Raw genomic sequence first — 16,192 nt, 5'->3', positions numbered from 1 at the left:
GTCAACTCCAATAGATTTCAGACGGTCGTCAGGAAAAATACTGCCAGCCGGCTGTTCCGTTTTGCGCTAACGCAAACACCAGAACGATTGCAGGTGCCATCACACTCCCTGTTGCCAAGGAGGCAGAATGGCCAAGGTCGACACATCGCTGGTTGCGCATTTGCCGCTGTTTGCCGGGGTCACGCCGGAAGCGCTGGATGAGATCCTGCGCGAAGCCCGTTCGGCGCGTTATCCCAGGAATAGTGCCATTTTCGAGCAGGGCGCGGACGCACAGTCCTTCTTCCTGCTGCTGCACGGCCATGTCCGCGCTGCCAAGACCACGCCGACCGGCGAGCAGATCGTGGTCCGCTACGTCGCGCCCGGCGAAACGTTCGGGCTCGCCATGGCGATCGGTGCCGTGCAGTATCCGGCGACCGCGATCGCGGTCGATGACAGCGTGGTGCTGATCTGGCCAACCTCGGCCTGGCCCCGGCTGGTCGAGCGATTCCCCTCGCTGGCCGCCAATACGCTCCAGACCGTTGGCACGCGCCTCCAGGAGAGCCATACCCGCATCCTGGAAATGTCGACACAGCAGGTCGAACAACGCGTCGCGCATGCGCTGCTGCGCCTCGCCAAGCAATCCGGCAGGAAGCTCGATCACGGCATCGAAATCGACTTTCCGATCAGCCGCCAGGACATCGCCCAGATGACCGGCACCACGCTGCACACGGTCAGCCGCATCCTGAGCGGATGGGAGAGCCAGGGCCTCGTCGAGAGCGGCCGTCAGCGCATCATCCTGCGCGAACCGCACAGGATCGTCGTTTTGGCGGAACGGAGCGCCGACAGCGGCGCGGCGTGACAGCCGCGCCGGGACCTCTCCGCACAAGTTAGGTCGAGATAGGAGTGAGGGCGCTTCGCTTACGGCGAAAGCCGCCCCTCACCCGGGAACCCGCGCGCGCCCGCGCGAATTCCAGACTGCTTCACGCCGGCACGCAATCGCACAATGCGGCGAGGAATTTTTCGCGGTCGATGCCATGCTCGCGGCAGGCATCATCCACTGTGTGGAAGGTTGCGATCGGGCAACCGACACAAGCCATCCTGAAAGCCAGAAACACCCGGATCGTGTGTGGCGCCGTGCGCATGATGTCATCGACCAGATCGTCGGATCCGAAAGACATGGACAACTCCATTCCGTCACGACGATAACGGAGGGACGCGGAGCTTCTTTGTGGCAGCGCAAGCTGGTGTGAGGTCCCTCAGAGCGTCATTCCGGGGCGCGCAGAGCGCGAGCCCGGAATCCATCGCGCAGCAGATGCCGTGGAGAGATGGATTCCGGGCTCGCGCCAAGAGGCGCGCCCCGGAATGACAGAGCGAGGTTAAACCGCCCGGCTGTGCAGCTGCTTCGCAGGATTGAGATGCGCGTCGAACGCGGCCGCCACGCTGCGGACCAGGAAGCGCGAATCCTTTGCAACGGCAAGGCGGTTGCCGTCCAGCCGCACGACGCCGTCGGAGATCAGCGGCTTCAGGCGCGATGCCGAGTCCAGCATCGCGCCGGCTTCTGTACCGTGGCGCGCGCAGATATCGCCGAGGTCGGCGCTGAACTCGCACATGATACGTTCGATGATGTCGGCGCGCAGCCGGTCGTCGTCGGTGAGCCTATAGCCCTTGGCGGTGGCCAAATGACCTGCGGCGATGCTCTGCGCATAGGCGCCGATCTGCACCTCGTTCTGGACGTAACCCTGCGGCAGATGCCCGATCGCGCTGGCGCCGAAACCGATCAGGACTTCACTCTTGTCAGTGGTGTAGCCCTGAAAATTGCGCCGCAGCGTCCGTTCCTCGAAAGCCACCGCCATGGAATCGCCGGGTCGCGCGAAATGATCGAGCCCGATCTGCACGTAACCGGCCTCCTTCAATGCATTCGCGATCGCGCAGGCCTGATCGTGGCGCGCCAGGCCGTCCGGCAGCACAGCCTCGTTGATCATCTGCTGGTGCTTCTTGAAGCTTGGCACATGAGCATAACCGAACACGGAGAAGCGGTCGGGTGCAAGCGTGAGGCTGCGCCGGACGGTATCCAGACACGATGCGACGGTCTGGTGCGGCAGGCCATAGATCAGGTCGAAATTGAGTCCCTCGATGCCGGCGCGCCGGAGCATGCCGACCACGGAAGCCGTCTGCTCGAAGCTTTGCACGCGGTTGATCGCCCGCTGCACCACGGGATCAAAGCTCTGCACGCCAAGGCTGGCGCGGTTGACCCCGGAGAGCCGCATGGCATCGACCATGTCGGCGGTCAATGTGCGGGGATCGATCTCGACCGCAATCTCGGCCGAGGGCAGCACGAAAAACTTCTGGCGCATCGTCGCCATCAACTCGGCAAAAGCCTCCGGCTGCATGATCGTCGGCGTGCCGCCGCCGAAATGGATGTGCTCCACCTTGATGCGGCGGCCGATGGTTTCGGCGACCTGCGCGATCTCGTCACACAGCGTCCGTTGATAGCCAGCGATGAGTTCGTCGCGGCGGACGATCTGGGTATGGCAGCCGCAGTACCAGCACATCTCGCGGCAGAACGGTACGTGGAGATAGAGTGACGCGCTGGCGCCCGAAGGCAGTTCCGCCAGCCACCGGGCGTAGGTGTCCGGACCAATAGCCGACGAGAAATGCGGTGCGGTGGGATAGCTCGTGTAGCGTGGCAATCGCTCTTCGCCGTAACTCGCCGCAAGATCAGCTCTCATATCTTACCCATTCGTAAATTTCCGCCGTGCGCACACCCCACGGCAAATCACGGAATTCGCTCCATTACCTTGGATCCGAGGAGGCGACCTTGCGCTCGCGCAAAGTCGGCCGGGCGGATCCGCCGAAGATTGCGTTCGCGCAAAGCGCAGCGGCCGGTTCCGGACCATGATCGCAGCACTTCGCACCGCACCCGGAGCGTTTGCCCATGAGGCTTCTCGCACTCGAACTAATCTTCTCCCTGCTCGACGTCCGCGGCCATATCCCGCGTTTCAACGATGTCCGCCCTGCCCCGGCCGCACCGACCCCGGTCGGCGCCGCGCGCGCCCTGGCCGCTTTGATCGCTGTCCTCGTCGGCCTGTCGCTGGCGATCTGGGCTGCGGCCCGGCTTGCCGCCCATCTCTTCTAGCCGCGTCTTTTCCGCGGCCCCGATCGTCGTCTCATTCAGGCGCGCATTCGCCGGCATCGTCATCCCGGCCTGCCTTGTCGAGCCACCCGCTTTTACAGGCCTCGACATCCGCATCGCGCCGTCGGATGCGGTTGACGTCGTGTCACCGATCCTGCTCCGTCGAAACACCTAGGTGCTGTTGCGGAGCTGAATCCGGCAATAACTTGTCGCAGCGCAAACACTCTTGCCGCGATCGGCGCACACTGCATCCGTCATCAAAACCTTTTCAGATGAAGGATGCTTCCGATGTTCACCCGCAGAGCCGCATTAATCAGTGCCGCCGCGACAGCTTTGATGCTGGCGACCCCCGCCTTGGCTGCCGAAGATCTCAAACTGCCGCGCCAGAAGGTCGAGCTGGTCGCGCCGCCCTTCGTGCATGCGCACGAGCAGGCGACCAAGCAAGGCCCCAAGATCATCGAGTTCAAGCTCACGATCGAGGAAAAGAAGGTCATCATCGACGAGAAGGGCACCACCTTCCAGGCCATGACCTTCAACGGCTCGATGCCGGGTCCTCTGATGGTCGTGCATGAGGGCGACTACGTCGAAACGACGCTGGTCAATCCCGCGACCAACACCATGCCGCACAACATCGACTTCCATTCCGCGACCGGCGCGCTCGGCGGCGGCGCGCTCACGCTGATCAATCCCGGCGAGCAGGTCGTGCTGCGCTGGAAGGCGACCAAGACCGGCGTGTTCGTCTATCACTGCGCCCCGGGCGGCCCGATGATCCCCTGGCACGTCGTCTCCGGCATGAACGGCGCCGTGATGGTGCTGCCGCGCGACGGCCTCAACGACGGCAAGGGCCACGCGCTGAAGTACGACAAGGTCTACTACGTCGGCGAGCAGGACATGTATGTGCCGCGCGACGAGAAGGGCAATTTCAAGTCCTACGATTCGCCGGGCGAAGCCTTCACCGAGACCGAAGAGGTGATGAAGAAGCTGATCCCCACCCACGTCGTGTTCAACGGCAAGGTCGGCGCGCTCACCGGCAAGAACGCGCTGACGGCCAATGTCGGCGAGAACGTGCTGATCGTGCATTCTCAGGCCAACCGCGACAGCCGTCCGCATCTGATCGGCGGCCATGGCGACTATGTCTGGGAGACCGGCAAGTTCGGCAATGCACCCGAAGTCGGGCTCGAGACCTGGTTCATCCGCGGCGGCTCGGCGGGAGCTGCGCTGTACAAATTCCAGCAGCCCGGCATCTACGCCTATGTCACGCACAATCTGATCGAGGCCGCAGACCTCGGTGCCACCGCGCACTTCAAGGTCGAAGGCAAGTGGAACGACGATCTGATGACCCAGGTGAAGGCACCTGCCGAAATCCCGGCTGCCAACACCAACTAGACGCGACGAGGGGGCCGGTCATCACCGGCCCCTTCTTCCTTCGGGAAACGACCATGCTGATCGCATTCAAGCTCAAACTGGCACTCGCCTGCGCCGCCGGGCTCGCAGGACCGATCGCGGTGGCGCCGTTGGTCTCGAACATGGCGGTCCGCGGCACGGTCGGGGAGCCTGCGACCGTCAGGATCGCGCCGGGCACCCTGTCCTATCGCGAGGCCGGCGATTTCACGCGCGGCGGACAGCAGGCGGAAGCGCCGCTCCGCGCGATGCGCGTCGGCCGCCCCCTGCACATCATGCGAAACCAGGTCTCCTCATCCGACTATCAACTCTGCGTGCAAGAGGGCGCCTGCCGCGCACTCGATCGCGACGTCGCCGTCGCGCCTGATCGCCCCGCGGTGCAGGTGAGCTGGCACGACGCCGAGGCCTATGCAGGCTGGCTGTCGCGCAAGACCGGCCAGCATTATCGCCTGCCGAGCGATGCGGAATGGGCTTTTGCGGCCGGCTCCCGCTTCAGGGACGACGGCGTACCGGTCGATGCAGACGATCCTTCGAAGCGCTGGATCAGCCGCTACGAGCGCGAATCCGAACGCGACCTCTCCGACACCACGGCCTACCCGTTCGGCAAGTTCGGCCCGAACGAGTACGGCGTCGAAGATCTCGCCGGCAACGTCTGGGAATGGACCTCGACCTGCTTCGTGCGCTCGCGCATCGACGCCGCCGGCAATGCCGGCCGACCGACCGTGAACTGCGGTGTACGTGTCGCCGAGGGCGCGCACCGCGCCTATGTCACCGATTTCATCCGCGACGCCCGCGCCGGCGGCTGCGCCCAGGGCGTGCCGCCCGCCAATCTCGGCTTCCGGCTGGTGCGCGAGGAGACCTCGTGGGTCGCGAGCGTGTCGGCGCGCTGGGGCAAGGTGTGGGCGGCGAGGTCGTAGCCCGGCCCGACACGCGGATAGCAGAAGCGCGGCTGCGCCGCATACTCCGTCATTGCAACGAGATCGAGTGCGCACCCCGCTCTCAATCGTCACGGCTTGCGCGGCGGGTCACGTCGCACGCGCGAACATGCGAAAGCCGGGTGCTCCGATGATCGCCTCGAACGCAGGATCGCGTTTCTCCTCCGCAAAGGCGAATCCGGCCCTGGCGTAGGCGCGCTCGGCAGGCTCGTTTCCGATCAGGAACGATATCGTCGTCCGAGCAAAGCCGGCCGTCCGACCCCTGACCAGCGCTTGCGCGATCAGCGCCTGCATCAGGCCGCGACCCCGATAGGCAGGATCGGTTGCGACGTGCTCGATCATCCAGTCGCCCTCGCCGCCCTGGACCCAGCAAGCTCGCGAATAGGCGCCGCGCTGGCGGATGGCGTCCAATTCTGACGCCGTGAGCCCAGTCGAAAGACCAACCTCTTCGAGCGCGCGCCAGGCCGCAGATCCGGTGCCGGCCGCAGGCACGGCACAAAGCGCAGCAGCAGGCTTGCCGTCGATCTCGGCGACCAGGAACTGCGAAACATGCCACATCGACACCGCGCGTGCGACGGCGACGCGCGCGATGAAATCCAGGCACGCTGCTTCCGGCCAGCTGAGCGCCACGTCGAACCAGCCGCGCGGCCGGTTGCCGCGCATCGAGTATAGGATGGTTCTTGCGATGAAAGCAGCGTCTTCGGGACGCGCAGACCTTATCGTCATACGCGCCCTTTTTGGGAAGACCTTACGTGTTCGTCAGCGCGACGCGGAATTCGGCTTCGGTCTTGGCCTTGACCTCGTCGAGCGAGACGCCGTCGGCGAGCTCGATCAGGGCCATGCCGCCGTCGCCGTGCTTGTCGATGGTGAAGACGGCGAGGTCGGTGACGACCATGTCGACGACGCGCTCGCCCGTCAGCGGCAGGTTGCACTTCTTGAGGAGCTTGGAGCCGTCCTTGGCCGAATGCTCCATCACGACGACGACGCGCTTCACGCCGGCGACGAGATCCATCGCGCCGCCCATGCCCTTGACCATCTTGCCGGGGATCATCCAGTTGGCGAGGTCGCCGTTCTGGGCCACCTGCATGGCGCCGAGGATCGACAGATCCATGTGGCCGCCGCGGATCATACCGAACGAATCCGCGCTGGAGAAATAGGAGGTCGAGGGCAGCTCGCTCACGGTCTGCTTGCCGGCGTTGATCAGGTCGGCGTCTTCCTCGCCCTCATAGGGGAACGGACCCATGCCGAGCATGCCGTTCTCGCTCTGCAGGCTGACATCGACCCCGTCGGGAATGTAGTTCGAAACCAGCGTTGGGATGCCGATGCCGAGATTGACGTAGTAACCGTCGCGCAGTTCCTTTGCTGCGCGTGCGGCCATCTGTTCGCGGGTCCAGGCCATCAGATTTCAACTCCAGTGCCGGCGGCCGGCGCCTTGGTCGGACGCGGGCGGGTGTTGCGGAATTCGATGCGCTTCTTGGCCGTACCGACCTCGACGATGCGCTTCACGAAGATGCCGGGCGTGTGGATGTGGTCGGGATTGAGCTCACCGGCCGGGACCAGATGCTCAACCTCGGCCACCGTGATCTTGGCGGCGGTCGCCATCATCGGGTTGAAGTTACGCGCGGTCTTGCGATAGATGAGGTTGCCGGCGGTGTCGCCCTTCCAGGCGTGCACGATGGCGAGGTCGGCGAACAGGCCGCGCTCCATCAGATACTTCTCACCGTCGAACTCCTTCACTTCCTTGCCTTCGGCGATCAGCGTGCCGACGCCTGTCTTGGTGTAGAAGGCCGGAATGCCGGCGCCGCCGGCGCGAATGCGCTCGGCCAGCGTGCCCTGCGGATTGAATTCGAGTTCCAGCTCGCCGGCGAGGAATTGCTGGGCGAACAGCTTGTTCTCGCCGACATAGGACGAGATCATCTTCTTGATCTGCCGGGTTTCCAGGAGGCGGCTGAGGCCGATTCCGTCGACGCCGGCATTGTTGGAGACAACCGTCAGGCCCTTGACGCCGGACTCGCGGATCGCGTCCGATAGCTCCTCGGCGATGCCGCAGAGGCCAAAGCCTCCCGACATGATCATCATGTTGTCTTTCAAAATGCCTGACAGAGCCGACTTGGCGTCGGGATAGACCTTGTTCATGCAAATAACCTTCGGCTGAACCTGCGGCTTGAGGCGTCGCGCCCTATTGGCGGCGATTATTAGGCGAAATCCTCCAAAGCCGTCAATGATACGGGGTTCTCTGCACCGCGCCCGGGTGATAGAAGCTGCCCACACCGTGGGCAGAACCGCCCGCGGCCTTGAAAGCGACAAGAAAAACCATCAAGTTGCGAGGGTTGGGCGTGGGCACGCAGGTTTCCCGGTCCGCCCTTCTGGCTCCAACGACCAACCCGATCAGGACATGCCATTGACAATGGCCCAAGGAATGAAGCGCCTCGGGACGCCGATCGCGGCGCTGCTCGGCGTTGCGCTGATCGCCCTGATCGCGACCTCATGGCTCATCAACCGCGACGCGCTGCGCAAGGCGGTCGAAGCGCAGATCCGCGACGTCACCGGGCTCGAGCTCAGTGTCGCGGGCGCAATCGACATCTCGGTGCTGCCGGCGAGCTACATTTCCTTCCGTGACGTCGGCCTTAAGGGCGGCGGCACCAGCGATCCCGCGCTCCAGGTCGACGTGCTCACCGCCAATCTGCGGCTGCTGCCGTTGCTGATGCAACGGTTCGAGATCGCCGACCTCACGCTGCTGCGGCCGCGCATCCATGTCAGCCTGAAGCCGGACGGCCAGAGCAACTGGACGCCCTTCATCCAGACCATCGCGCGCACCATGAAGCCCGGTGCCGAGAACCAGGTCTCGTTCTCCGAAATCCGGATCCAGGACGGCGTGCTCGACTACCAGGACGCCGCCACGCCCGGCACCGAGAAGCTCGAGGACATCGACCTCTCGCTGGCCTGGCCCTCGATCTCGCGTTCCTTCGCTGCGACCGGACAGTTCGACTGGCGCGGCGAGCGTGTCGACGGCTCGATCAGTTTCTCCGATTTCGTCGCCGCCCTCTCCGGGGAGCGCTCCGGGTTGAAGGCGCGGATCGCCAGCGCGCCGCTCAAGCTCGCCTTCGACGGCAGCGTTGCCAACCGCACCAGCCCGATGATGGAAGGTATGCTGACGGTCGACAGCCCCTCCTTGCGCAACGCACTGCGCTGGACCGGGCAACCACAGCCCGCCAGCGGCGGCTTCGGTCGTTTCGTGCTGAAAGCGCGCGCCAACGTCGTCGGCGCCTCGATCGCGCTAACCAACGTCAATGTCGAGCTCGACGGCAACGCCGCCGAGGGCGTCATGACCTACGCCAATAACGGCCGGCAGACGCTGCAGGCGACGCTTGCTGCCGACGCACTCGACTTCACGCCTTATATCTCGACCTTCCGCCTGCTCGCGAGCGGCGCGCGGGACTGGAACAGGCAGCTGTTCGATCTCAACGGATTGTCGACGACCGACCTCGACATGCGCCTGTCGGCGGCAAAGCTGACGGTTGGACCGACCAAGCTCGGCCGCACTGCGATCGGAGCCAATTTGCGCAACGGCACGCTGGCGCTCTCGGTCGGCGAGGCGCAGGTCTATGGCGGCATCGCCAAGGGCTCGTTCGGCATCGCGCGTTCCGACACCGTCGCCGACATCAAGGCGCAATTCCAGTTCACCGACGTCGATCTCCAGGCCTGCGCCACCGAACTCTTCGGCCTCAACAAGCTGTCGGGACGCGGCAACATCAACGTGTCGCTCTTCGCTTCGGGCTCAAGCCCGTTCGGTCTCGTGCAGTCGCTCGACGGCAGCGCCAACATCACCGGTCATGACGGCGCGATCGCGGGCTTCAATGCCGAGCAATTGCTGAAGCGCCTGGAGCGGCGGCCGCTCTCTGGCGGCGGTAATTTCCGCAACGGTTCGACGCCTTACAACAATCTCACCATCGCCGTGAAATTCTCCGATGGGGTCGCCACCGCCGAGGACATCCGTGTCGAAGGGCCGGCGGCGAAGATCACGCTAACGGGCACCGCTTCGGTGCCGACGCGCGAATACGACATGAAGGGCGTGGCGAGCCTCAACAGCACGTCGGGCTTCGAACTGCCATTCGTGGTGCAGGGCCCGTGGGACGATCCCCTGATCTTCCCCGATCCGGAAAGCCTGATCCGCCGCTCGCCAGCCTCCGCGCCGCTGCTCGACATGCTGAAGGACCGCAAGGGTGGCGACGCCGTGCGCTCCGCGATCGAGCGCATCACTGGAAACGGAAAGCGTCCCGCGCAGACGGACGCGCCGACGGCGGAAAATTCCAAAGAGAACGCCAAGTCCAACTGACGAGTTCACCTGGCTGGTCCAACTCGGCTGTCGTGTAACTCAGGGGAGTTTCGACTGAGGACGGCCACTCTTTGGCGGGACCATCGCGAATTGATCCGATCGAATTGATGCGACGATTGGATTGATGCACGCGTTAAGCATCTGACCCGCGTCCGACAAGATGCGTTGATTGCGCTACCATCCTGCGCTAGTGTTTTATACGACCGGTTAAAAACACCGGCCGTTTGAGGGAGAAAAACGTGAAATCCAAGGTTATTGGCGCAGTATCACTGGCGGTCGCTGCGGCCGGGCTGTTTGCAGCCGCTGCACCCGCATTTGCGCAGCAAAAGACGATTACGGTCTGGTGGGGCAAGGGCTTCTATCGCTCCGAAGACGACGCGCTGCTCGACACGATCAAGAAGTTCGAAGCCAAGACCGGCATCAAGGTCGAATTGTCGCAATACGCGATTCAGGACATGATTCCGAAGACGGTCGCCGCGCTCGATGCCGGCACCGTGCCCGATGTCGCCTATTCCGATTCCTATGACGTGCAGGCGCAGGGCAAGTGGGCTTACGAAGGCAAGCTCGAGGATCTCTCCGACATCATGGAGCCGATCAAGGACCGCTTCGTCCAGAATACGCTCGACGCGTCGATCCTCTACAACGACGTCACCAAGAAGAAGGCCTATTACGGCTTCCCGCTGAAGCAGCAGAGCATGCACGTCCAGATCTGGAACGACATGCTGGAGAAAGCCGGCTTCAAACAGCCCGATATCCCGACCGACTGGGCTGGCTACTGGACGTTCTGGTGCGACAAGGTGCAGCCTGGGATCCGCAAGGCGACCGGACAGCGCATTTACGCCGTCGGCCAGCCGATGGGCGTGGAATCCACCGACGCCTTCCAGTCGTTCTACACCTTCATGGACGCCTACCACGTCAAGCTGGTCGACGATGACGGCAAGCTCACGGTCGACGATCCCAAGGTTCGCGAGAATCTGATCCACGCGCTGAAAGACTATACCGACACCTATATCAAGGGCTGCACGCCGCCCTCCTCCACGACCTGGAAAGATCCCGACAACAACGTCGCCTTCCACAACAAGACCATCGTGATGACCCACAACTTCACGATCTCGATCGCGGCGAAGTGGTACGAGGACTCGCAGAACCAGGCTCTCACGCCGGAGCAGCGCGAGGCCGGCAAGAAGGCCTATGAGCAGGACATCATCACGGCGTCCTTCCCGAAGGCGCCGGATGGTTCGACCATCCGCTATCGCTCCGACGTCAAGACCGGGCTGATCTTCACCGCGGCCAAGAACAAGGCCGAGGCCAAGCAGTTCATCAGCTTCCTGCTGCAGGAAGAGAACGTGCGTCCCTATATCGAGGGCGCGCTCGGCCGCTGGTTCCCGGTGACGAAGGAAAGCCAGGAGAGCCCGTTCTGGCAGGCTGACAAGCACCGCAAGGCCGTGTACGCGCAGTTCAAGGGCGGCACTGCGGCGTTCGACTTCACCAAGAATTGGAAGTTCACGATCCTCAACAACGAGAACGTGTGGGCGAAGGCGATGAATCGCGTCGTCAGCGAGAAGGTTCCCGTCGACAAGGCCGTGGACGAGCTGATCGCCCGCATCAAGCAAGTCGCGGGTTAAGTCATCCTCCCTCTCCCCGCCTCGCGGGGAGAGGTGCTAGAACAATCACCGGCCGCGTTTCGCGGCCGGCTTCTCTTTGAAGAGTCCGAATAGAATGGCGATCACGCTCTCTGGCGATCAGGCACTCCCCGGCCCGCCCCTGTCGTCGCGACTGACCCCGGCGCAGGTCTGGGGCATCATACTGCTCGCGCCCTATCTGCTCGTCTTCCTCGCCTTCGTGGTCTATCCCGTCTGCTACGGGCTGTGGCTGGCGCGCGCGCCGTCGAACTACGTCGCACTCTACAACGACCCGATTTTCGCGCGCGCCGCGGTCAACACGCTGATTTTCCTGGTCATCGGCATCAACATCAAGATGGTGATTGCCCTGTTCCTGTCCGGCTTCTTCGCCGTGCAGCGCCCCTGGATCAAATGGCTGTCGGTGATCTTCATTCTGCCCTGGGCGGTGCCGTCAATCCCGACCATCCTGTCGGTGCGCTTCATGTTCAATCCCGAATGGGGCGTGATCAACCACCTCATCTTTTCCTTCACCGGCGACGACGGCCCGAACTGGCTGAACGACCCGACCGTGGCGCTGACCATGGCGATCGGCGTTCACATCTGGAAGTCGCTGCCGTTCTGGACGCTGATCCTGATCACCGGCCGCCTCGCGATCCCGCACGATCTGTTCGAGGCCGCCGAGGTCGACGGCGCCAGCTGGTGGCAGAAGTTCCGCTACATCACCTGGCCGTCGATGCAGACGCTCTACATCACCTGCACGCTGCTCTCGATGATCTGGACGCTCGGCGACTTCAACAGCGTCTATCTGCTCACCGGCGGTGGTCCGGCCGACCTCACGCATGTGCTGGCGACGCTCGGTATCCGCTATCTCCGGCTCGACCAGCTCTCACTCGCGATGGCTTCCATCGTCTGTGCGATGCCGTTCGTCCTGCCGCTCGTGTACTTCATGATGAAACGGTTGTCGCGATGAAGCTTCCCTCTCTCCGTGACGTCGCGACGGAAGCGCGGCTGCTGCTGATCGGCATTCCCGTCTTCCTGTGGACGATGATCCCGATCTACCACATGTTCCTGTTCGCGATCTCCCCGAAGGAAGACGCGTTCTCGGGCAAGCTGTGGCCTGACCATCCGACGCTCCACAACTTCACGATCGTGTTCAAGCAGCAGCATTACTTCCTGCGCGACTTCTACGCCCAGTTCTGGAACTCGCTGGTGATCGCCGCAGCCGTCGGCGTCCTGACGCTGGTCATCGCCACGGCCGCGGCGTTCTCGATCTCGCGGCTTCGGGTGCCCGGCGGCCGCATCGTGATGAACCTCGCGCTCTTCACCTATTTCATCCCCGCGGCGTTCCTCGCCGTGCCGATGTACCGCACGATGGGCAATTACGGCCTGCTCAACAATCACTGGTCGCTGATCCTTGCGATGGTCACGATCGCCAGCCCCTACGCAATCTGGGTGCTGAAGCAGGCCTCCGACAAATTGCCCGTGGAGCTTGATGAGGCCGCGGTGATGGACGGCGCCACCACGCTGCAGATCTTCCGCATGGTCTATGTGCCGCTGATGATGCCCTCGCTGGTCGCGATCGGCACCTATGCGGTGCTGCTGGCCTGGAACGAATATCTCTACGCGTTCCTGCTGCTCTCGAACGACCGCGAGATCACCCTGCCCGTCGCGCTCGGCAACTTCCTCGCCGCAGACGACTCGCCGTGGGAACTGTTGATGACGACCGGCTTCATCTACGCACTGCCGCCGGCTGCGATCTACTACGCCTTCCGCCGCTACATGGTGGGCGGGCTCACGGCGGGTGCGGTGAAGTCGTAGGGCAAACCATCATTCCGGGGCGAGCTGTGCGCGTCCCGGAACGACATCCCTTACAATGGCGCCGCGCTCTCGCCTTTCGAGCTCGACAGCTTCGAGGCCAGCGAGGCGATCACGATGACCGCCGCGATCAGGGCGATCACCAGCGTGCAGATCGCGTTGATCTCGGGCTTCACCCCGAGCCGCACCTCCGAATAGATCCGGATCGGCAGCGTCGCCGAGCCGGGACCGGTGGTAAAGCTCGCGATCACGAGATCGTCCAGCGACAGCGTGAAGGCCAGCATCCAGCCGGCGATGATTGCGGGCGCGATCAGCGGCAGCGTCACCGACAGAAAAGCCCGCACCGGGTCGCAGCCGAGGTCCATCGCCGCCTCTTCCAGCGAACGATCGAGCGAGCCGAGGCGGGACTGCACGACCACGGCGACGAAGCACATCGTCAGCGTGGTATGGGCGACCGTCACTGTCCAGAAGCCGCGCTCGGCGTTCAGCGCAACGAACAACAGCAGCAGCGACAGCCCCGTGATCACCTCGGGCATCACCAATGGCGCGTAAAGCATGCCGGAGAACAGCGTACGGCCGCGGAAGCGTTCACCGCGCGACAATGCGACCGCGGCGAGCGTGCCGAGCAGCGTGGCGATGGTCGCCGAGGACGCCGCGACACGAAAGCTCATCCAAGCCGCCTCGATCATGGCGCGGTCGTTGAAGAATTCATGATACCAGCGCAGCGACCAACCGCCCCACACCGTCACCAGCCGCGAGGCATTGAAGGAATAGATGACGAGGATGAGGATCGGCAGATAGAGGAAGGCCAGCCCCAGTGCGAGCGAGGCGATGTTGAAACGGGACAGGCGGGAGACCTTGCGCATCGCGTCACCGCCCCTGTTCCAGCTGCCGCTTCTGCAGCCGTTCGTACAGCAGCAGCGGCACCAGCAGCACGACCAGCAGAATGATCGCCGCGGCGGAGGCGACGGGCCAGTCCTTGTTGGTGAAGAATTCGAGCCACAGGGTCTGGCCGATCATCAACGAATTCGAGCCGGCCAGAAGATCCGGGATGACGAATTCGCCGACGATGGGAATGAAGCACAACAGCACGCCGGCGCCGACGCCGGGCAGCGATAGCGGAAAGGTGACGAGCCAGAACACCTGCCACGGCGGCGCGCCGAGATCGGAGGCTGCCTCCTCCAGCACAGGCTCCATCTTCGCGAGCGTGGCGTAGAGCGGCAGGATCATGAACGGCAGATAGGAATAGACGATGCCGATATACATCGCGCTGTCGGTGGAGAGCCAGACCACGGGCTGGCTGACCAGGTGCAGCCCCAGCAGGATCTGGTTCAGCAGCCCGTCGTGCTGGAGGATGTTGATCCAGGCATAGATGCGGATGAGGAACGAGGTCCAGAACGGTACGATGACCAGCACCATCGCCACCGCCTGCCAACGTCTCGGCAGCCGCGCCATGCCATAGGCGATGGGATAGCCGACGAGCAGCAAGAGCGCCGTTGAGGTTACGGCGACAGTGAGGCTGCGCACATAGGCGAATACGTAGAGGTCGTCGGAGACGAGCAGCCTGAAATTGTCGATCGAGAGTGCGGCAAAGGCCGCCTTCAGCGCGTCCCACCCCGCCGTCAGGTCGAATACCGGCTCGTAAGGCGGCTGCGCGATCGCCGTCTGCGACAGGCTGATCTTCAGCACGAAGGCGAAGGGCACCAGGAAGAACAGCACCATCCAGACATAGGGCGCGATCGCGGCAAAGCGCGCCGGCCGCGCGAAGATGCGGCGGGCACTCATGACGGCAGCACCAAGCAATCATCGGGCGTGAACCAGGCGACGATTTGCTGGCCCACGCTATAGGCGTCGACATCCAGGCGCGCGCTGTTGGCGACGGAGGCCCGTACGATCGCGCCGCTGTCGAGCTTGACCTTGTAGGTGGTGGTGCCGCCGAGATAGCAGACATCCGCGATCACGCCGTCCAGGCTATTGATCGTGGTTTCACGCCCGGCTTCGCTGACCGGAGCGCGGCGCGACAATTTGATCTTCTCGGGACGAATCGCGATCGAGAATTGTCCCGCACCGACCGGTTCACGCGGCTCGGCCACCACCAGCGTCCCCGCATCACGCGTGCCAATGATCAGACGATGACCGTCGCGCAATCTTGTCTCGCCGTCGAACAGGTTGATGTCTCCGACAAACTCCGCGATCCAGCGCGAGAGCGGCGCTTCATAAAGTTCGCGGGGGCTCGCGACCTGAGCAAGCCTGCCGGCGTTCATTACGCCGATTCGATCAGCCACCGTCATCGCCTCCTCCTGATCGTGGGTGACGATAATGAAAGTCATGCCGAGCCGGCGCTGCAGCTCCATCAACTCGCCCTGCGTACTCTCGCGCAGCTTCTTGTCGAGCGCGGCGAGAGGCTCGTCGAGCAGCAGCAATTGCGGTCGTCGCGCCAGGGCACGGGCGAGCGCCACGCGCTGGCGCTGGCCGCCGGAGAGCTGGTCCGGCTTGCGCCTCTCGAGGCCTTCGAGCTTCACCAGCGCGACCATCTCGGCCACACGGGTGGCGATCTCTGCGCGCGCCATGCCAGCGCGCTTCAGGCCGAAGGCGATGTTGTCGCGCACGGAGAGATGCGGAAATAGCGCGTAGTTCTGGAACATCATGTTGATCGGCCGCTCATGCGGCAGCGCCTGCGCGATATCCTTATCGCCGAGCAAGATGCGCCCTTCGTCCGGCGCCTCGAAGCCGGCAAGCATGCGCAGCAGCGTGGTCTTGCCGCAGCCGCTGGGACCGAGCAGCGCGAAGAACTCGCCGGCCTTGATGTCGAGCGAGACCCCGTCCACGGCGCGGAAAGTGCCAAAGGTCTTGGCGACGCCCTCGATGCGCAGCAGGGGTTGGCGCGCTGCGGGAAGCGGATCTCCGCCGCCCGCGTTGGCCACGCCGTCTGTTCTGGGCAACTCGTCCGTCATGTTTCTGCCAACCCCGA

Annotated in this window: 16 protein-coding genes; 8 read left to right on the top strand and 8 right to left on the bottom strand. The window is 63.8% G+C overall.

From position 1 onward, the window contains the following. The first annotated feature begins 127 nt into the window (after positions 1–127). Positions 128–838, top strand: a complete 711-nt coding sequence (locus JQ580_RS03285) for a Crp/Fnr family transcriptional regulator (RefSeq protein WP_212278286.1) — start codon at positions 128–130, stop codon at positions 836–838. A 121-nt stretch (positions 839–959) separates the two neighbouring features. Here JQ580_RS03285 and JQ580_RS03280 read toward each other — a convergent pair whose 3' ends face one another. Beyond that, positions 960–1,157 carry a DUF1858 domain-containing protein gene (locus JQ580_RS03280; RefSeq protein ID WP_028140266.1) on the bottom strand — a complete coding sequence of 66 codons (198 nt, stop codon included), beginning with the start codon at positions 1,155–1,157 and terminating at the stop codon, positions 960–962. Between the two features lie 198 nt (positions 1,158–1,355). Beyond that, positions 1,356–2,708 carry an oxygen-independent coproporphyrinogen III oxidase gene (gene hemN, locus JQ580_RS03275; protein ID WP_212278285.1) on the bottom strand — a complete coding sequence of 451 codons (1,353 nt, stop codon included), beginning with the start codon at positions 2,706–2,708 and terminating at the stop codon, positions 1,356–1,358. A gap of 206 nt (positions 2,709–2,914) precedes the next feature. Here hemN and JQ580_RS03270 point away from each other — a divergent pair, with 206 nt between their 5' ends. The 3 genes from JQ580_RS03270 (at position 2,915) to JQ580_RS03260 (ending at position 5,430) form a co-directional block, all read left to right on the top strand. Further along, entirely contained in the window at positions 2,915–3,115 is a 201-nt protein-coding gene (locus tag JQ580_RS03270; RefSeq protein ID WP_212278284.1) for a hypothetical protein, read from the top strand. 285 nt (positions 3,116–3,400) lie between these two features. Then, a complete protein-coding gene (gene nirK, locus JQ580_RS03265; RefSeq protein WP_212278283.1) occupies positions 3,401–4,498 on the top strand; it encodes a copper-containing nitrite reductase in 1,098 nt (365 codons plus the stop codon). A gap of 53 nt (positions 4,499–4,551) precedes the next feature. Then, the gene (locus tag JQ580_RS03260) at positions 4,552–5,430 is read left to right on the top strand and encodes an SUMF1/EgtB/PvdO family nonheme iron enzyme (RefSeq protein ID WP_212278282.1); all 879 of its coding nucleotides are present in this window, start codon (positions 4,552–4,554) and stop codon (positions 5,428–5,430) included. Between the two features lie 108 nt (positions 5,431–5,538). Here the strand turns inward: JQ580_RS03260 and JQ580_RS03255 are convergent, their stop codons facing one another. Genes JQ580_RS03255 through JQ580_RS03245 form a run of 3 tightly spaced genes read right to left on the bottom strand, consistent with a single transcriptional unit; the run spans position 5,539 to position 7,584 of the window. Next, positions 5,539–6,174, bottom strand: a complete 636-nt coding sequence (locus tag JQ580_RS03255) for a GNAT family N-acetyltransferase (RefSeq protein ID WP_212278281.1) — start codon at positions 6,172–6,174, stop codon at positions 5,539–5,541. A gap of 22 nt (positions 6,175–6,196) precedes the next feature. Beyond that, positions 6,197–6,847, bottom strand: a complete 651-nt coding sequence (locus JQ580_RS03250) for a CoA transferase subunit B (protein ID WP_212278280.1) — start codon at positions 6,845–6,847, stop codon at positions 6,197–6,199. Continuing rightward, positions 6,847–7,584, bottom strand: a complete 738-nt coding sequence (locus JQ580_RS03245) for a CoA transferase subunit A (RefSeq protein WP_212278279.1) — start codon at positions 7,582–7,584, stop codon at positions 6,847–6,849. The genes JQ580_RS03250 and JQ580_RS03245 overlap by 1 nt, the downstream gene beginning before the upstream one ends. 271 nt (positions 7,585–7,855) lie before the next feature. Here JQ580_RS03245 and JQ580_RS03240 point away from each other — a divergent pair, with 271 nt between their 5' ends. From JQ580_RS03240 to JQ580_RS03225, 4 genes are all read left to right on the top strand, one after another. After that, a complete protein-coding gene (locus JQ580_RS03240) occupies positions 7,856–9,784 on the top strand; it encodes an AsmA family protein (protein ID WP_212278278.1) in 1,929 nt (642 codons plus the stop codon). A 239-nt stretch (positions 9,785–10,023) separates the two neighbouring features. After that, positions 10,024–11,409: an ABC transporter substrate-binding protein gene (locus JQ580_RS03235; RefSeq protein ID WP_212278277.1), complete on the top strand. Its 1,386-nt coding sequence runs from the start codon at positions 10,024–10,026 to the stop codon at positions 11,407–11,409. A gap of 94 nt (positions 11,410–11,503) precedes the next feature. Then, the gene (locus JQ580_RS03230; protein WP_212278276.1) at positions 11,504–12,376 is read left to right on the top strand and encodes a carbohydrate ABC transporter permease; all 873 of its coding nucleotides are present in this window, start codon (positions 11,504–11,506) and stop codon (positions 12,374–12,376) included. Next, positions 12,373–13,224, top strand: a complete 852-nt coding sequence (locus tag JQ580_RS03225; RefSeq protein WP_106948192.1) for a carbohydrate ABC transporter permease — start codon at positions 12,373–12,375, stop codon at positions 13,222–13,224. The genes JQ580_RS03230 and JQ580_RS03225 overlap by 4 nt, the downstream gene beginning before the upstream one ends. A gap of 50 nt (positions 13,225–13,274) precedes the next feature. Here the strand turns inward: JQ580_RS03225 and JQ580_RS03220 are convergent, their stop codons facing one another. Genes JQ580_RS03220 through JQ580_RS03210 form a run of 3 tightly spaced genes read right to left on the bottom strand, consistent with a single transcriptional unit; the run spans position 13,275 to position 16,175 of the window. Further along, complete coding sequence (locus tag JQ580_RS03220; protein WP_212278275.1) at positions 13,275–14,087, bottom strand: ABC transporter permease; 813 nt, start codon at positions 14,085–14,087, stop codon at positions 13,275–13,277. A gap of 4 nt (positions 14,088–14,091) precedes the next feature. Next, positions 14,092–15,006 carry an ABC transporter permease gene (locus JQ580_RS03215; RefSeq protein ID WP_212278274.1) on the bottom strand — a complete coding sequence of 305 codons (915 nt, stop codon included), beginning with the start codon at positions 15,004–15,006 and terminating at the stop codon, positions 14,092–14,094. Continuing rightward, on the bottom strand, positions 15,003–16,175 hold the full coding sequence (locus JQ580_RS03210; RefSeq protein ID WP_212278273.1) for an ABC transporter ATP-binding protein: 1,173 nt from the start codon (positions 16,173–16,175) through the stop codon (positions 15,003–15,005). The genes JQ580_RS03215 and JQ580_RS03210 overlap by 4 nt, the downstream gene beginning before the upstream one ends. Positions 16,176–16,192 lie beyond the last annotated feature (17 nt).

It is taken from the genome of Bradyrhizobium sp. SZCCT0148 (genome assembly GCF_018129985.1).
In the GTDB taxonomy this organism is placed as follows: domain Bacteria; phylum Pseudomonadota; class Alphaproteobacteria; order Rhizobiales; family Xanthobacteraceae; genus Bradyrhizobium; species Bradyrhizobium japonicum_H.
The sequence above is the reverse complement of the archived record's forward strand: the minus strand, read 5'-3'. Positions and strand labels throughout refer to the sequence as shown.

Excerpts from the sequence above, each read along its gene's own strand:
- JQ580_RS03255 (WP_212278281.1), bottom strand. The coding sequence starts at position 6,174 with ATGACGATAAGGTCTGCGCGTCCCGAAGACGCTGCTTTCATCGCAAGA.
- hemN (WP_212278285.1), bottom strand. The coding sequence starts at position 2,708 with ATGAGAGCTGATCTTGCGGCGAGTTACGGCGAAGAGCGATTGCCACGC.
- JQ580_RS03215 (WP_212278274.1), bottom strand. The coding sequence starts at position 15,006 with ATGAGTGCCCGCCGCATCTTCGCGCGGCCGGCGCGCTTTGCCGCGATC.
- JQ580_RS03260 (WP_212278282.1), top strand. The coding sequence starts at position 4,552 with ATGCTGATCGCATTCAAGCTCAAACTGGCACTCGCCTGCGCCGCCGGG.
- nirK (WP_212278283.1), top strand. The coding sequence starts at position 3,401 with ATGTTCACCCGCAGAGCCGCATTAATCAGTGCCGCCGCGACAGCTTTG.
- JQ580_RS03280 (WP_028140266.1), bottom strand. The coding sequence starts at position 1,157 with ATGTCTTTCGGATCCGACGATCTGGTCGATGACATCATGCGCACGGCG.
- JQ580_RS03225 (WP_106948192.1), top strand. The coding sequence starts at position 12,373 with ATGAAGCTTCCCTCTCTCCGTGACGTCGCGACGGAAGCGCGGCTGCTG.
- JQ580_RS03245 (WP_212278279.1), bottom strand. The coding sequence starts at position 7,584 with ATGAACAAGGTCTATCCCGACGCCAAGTCGGCTCTGTCAGGCATTTTG.
- JQ580_RS03270 (WP_212278284.1), top strand. The coding sequence starts at position 2,915 with ATGAGGCTTCTCGCACTCGAACTAATCTTCTCCCTGCTCGACGTCCGC.
- JQ580_RS03210 (WP_212278273.1), bottom strand. The coding sequence starts at position 16,175 with ATGACGGACGAGTTGCCCAGAACAGACGGCGTGGCCAACGCGGGCGGC.
- JQ580_RS03240 (WP_212278278.1), top strand. The coding sequence starts at position 7,856 with ATGGCCCAAGGAATGAAGCGCCTCGGGACGCCGATCGCGGCGCTGCTC.
- JQ580_RS03220 (WP_212278275.1), bottom strand. The coding sequence starts at position 14,087 with ATGCGCAAGGTCTCCCGCCTGTCCCGTTTCAACATCGCCTCGCTCGCA.
- JQ580_RS03250 (WP_212278280.1), bottom strand. The coding sequence starts at position 6,847 with ATGGCCTGGACCCGCGAACAGATGGCCGCACGCGCAGCAAAGGAACTG.
- JQ580_RS03230 (WP_212278276.1), top strand. The coding sequence starts at position 11,504 with ATGGCGATCACGCTCTCTGGCGATCAGGCACTCCCCGGCCCGCCCCTG.
- JQ580_RS03285 (WP_212278286.1), top strand. The coding sequence starts at position 128 with ATGGCCAAGGTCGACACATCGCTGGTTGCGCATTTGCCGCTGTTTGCC.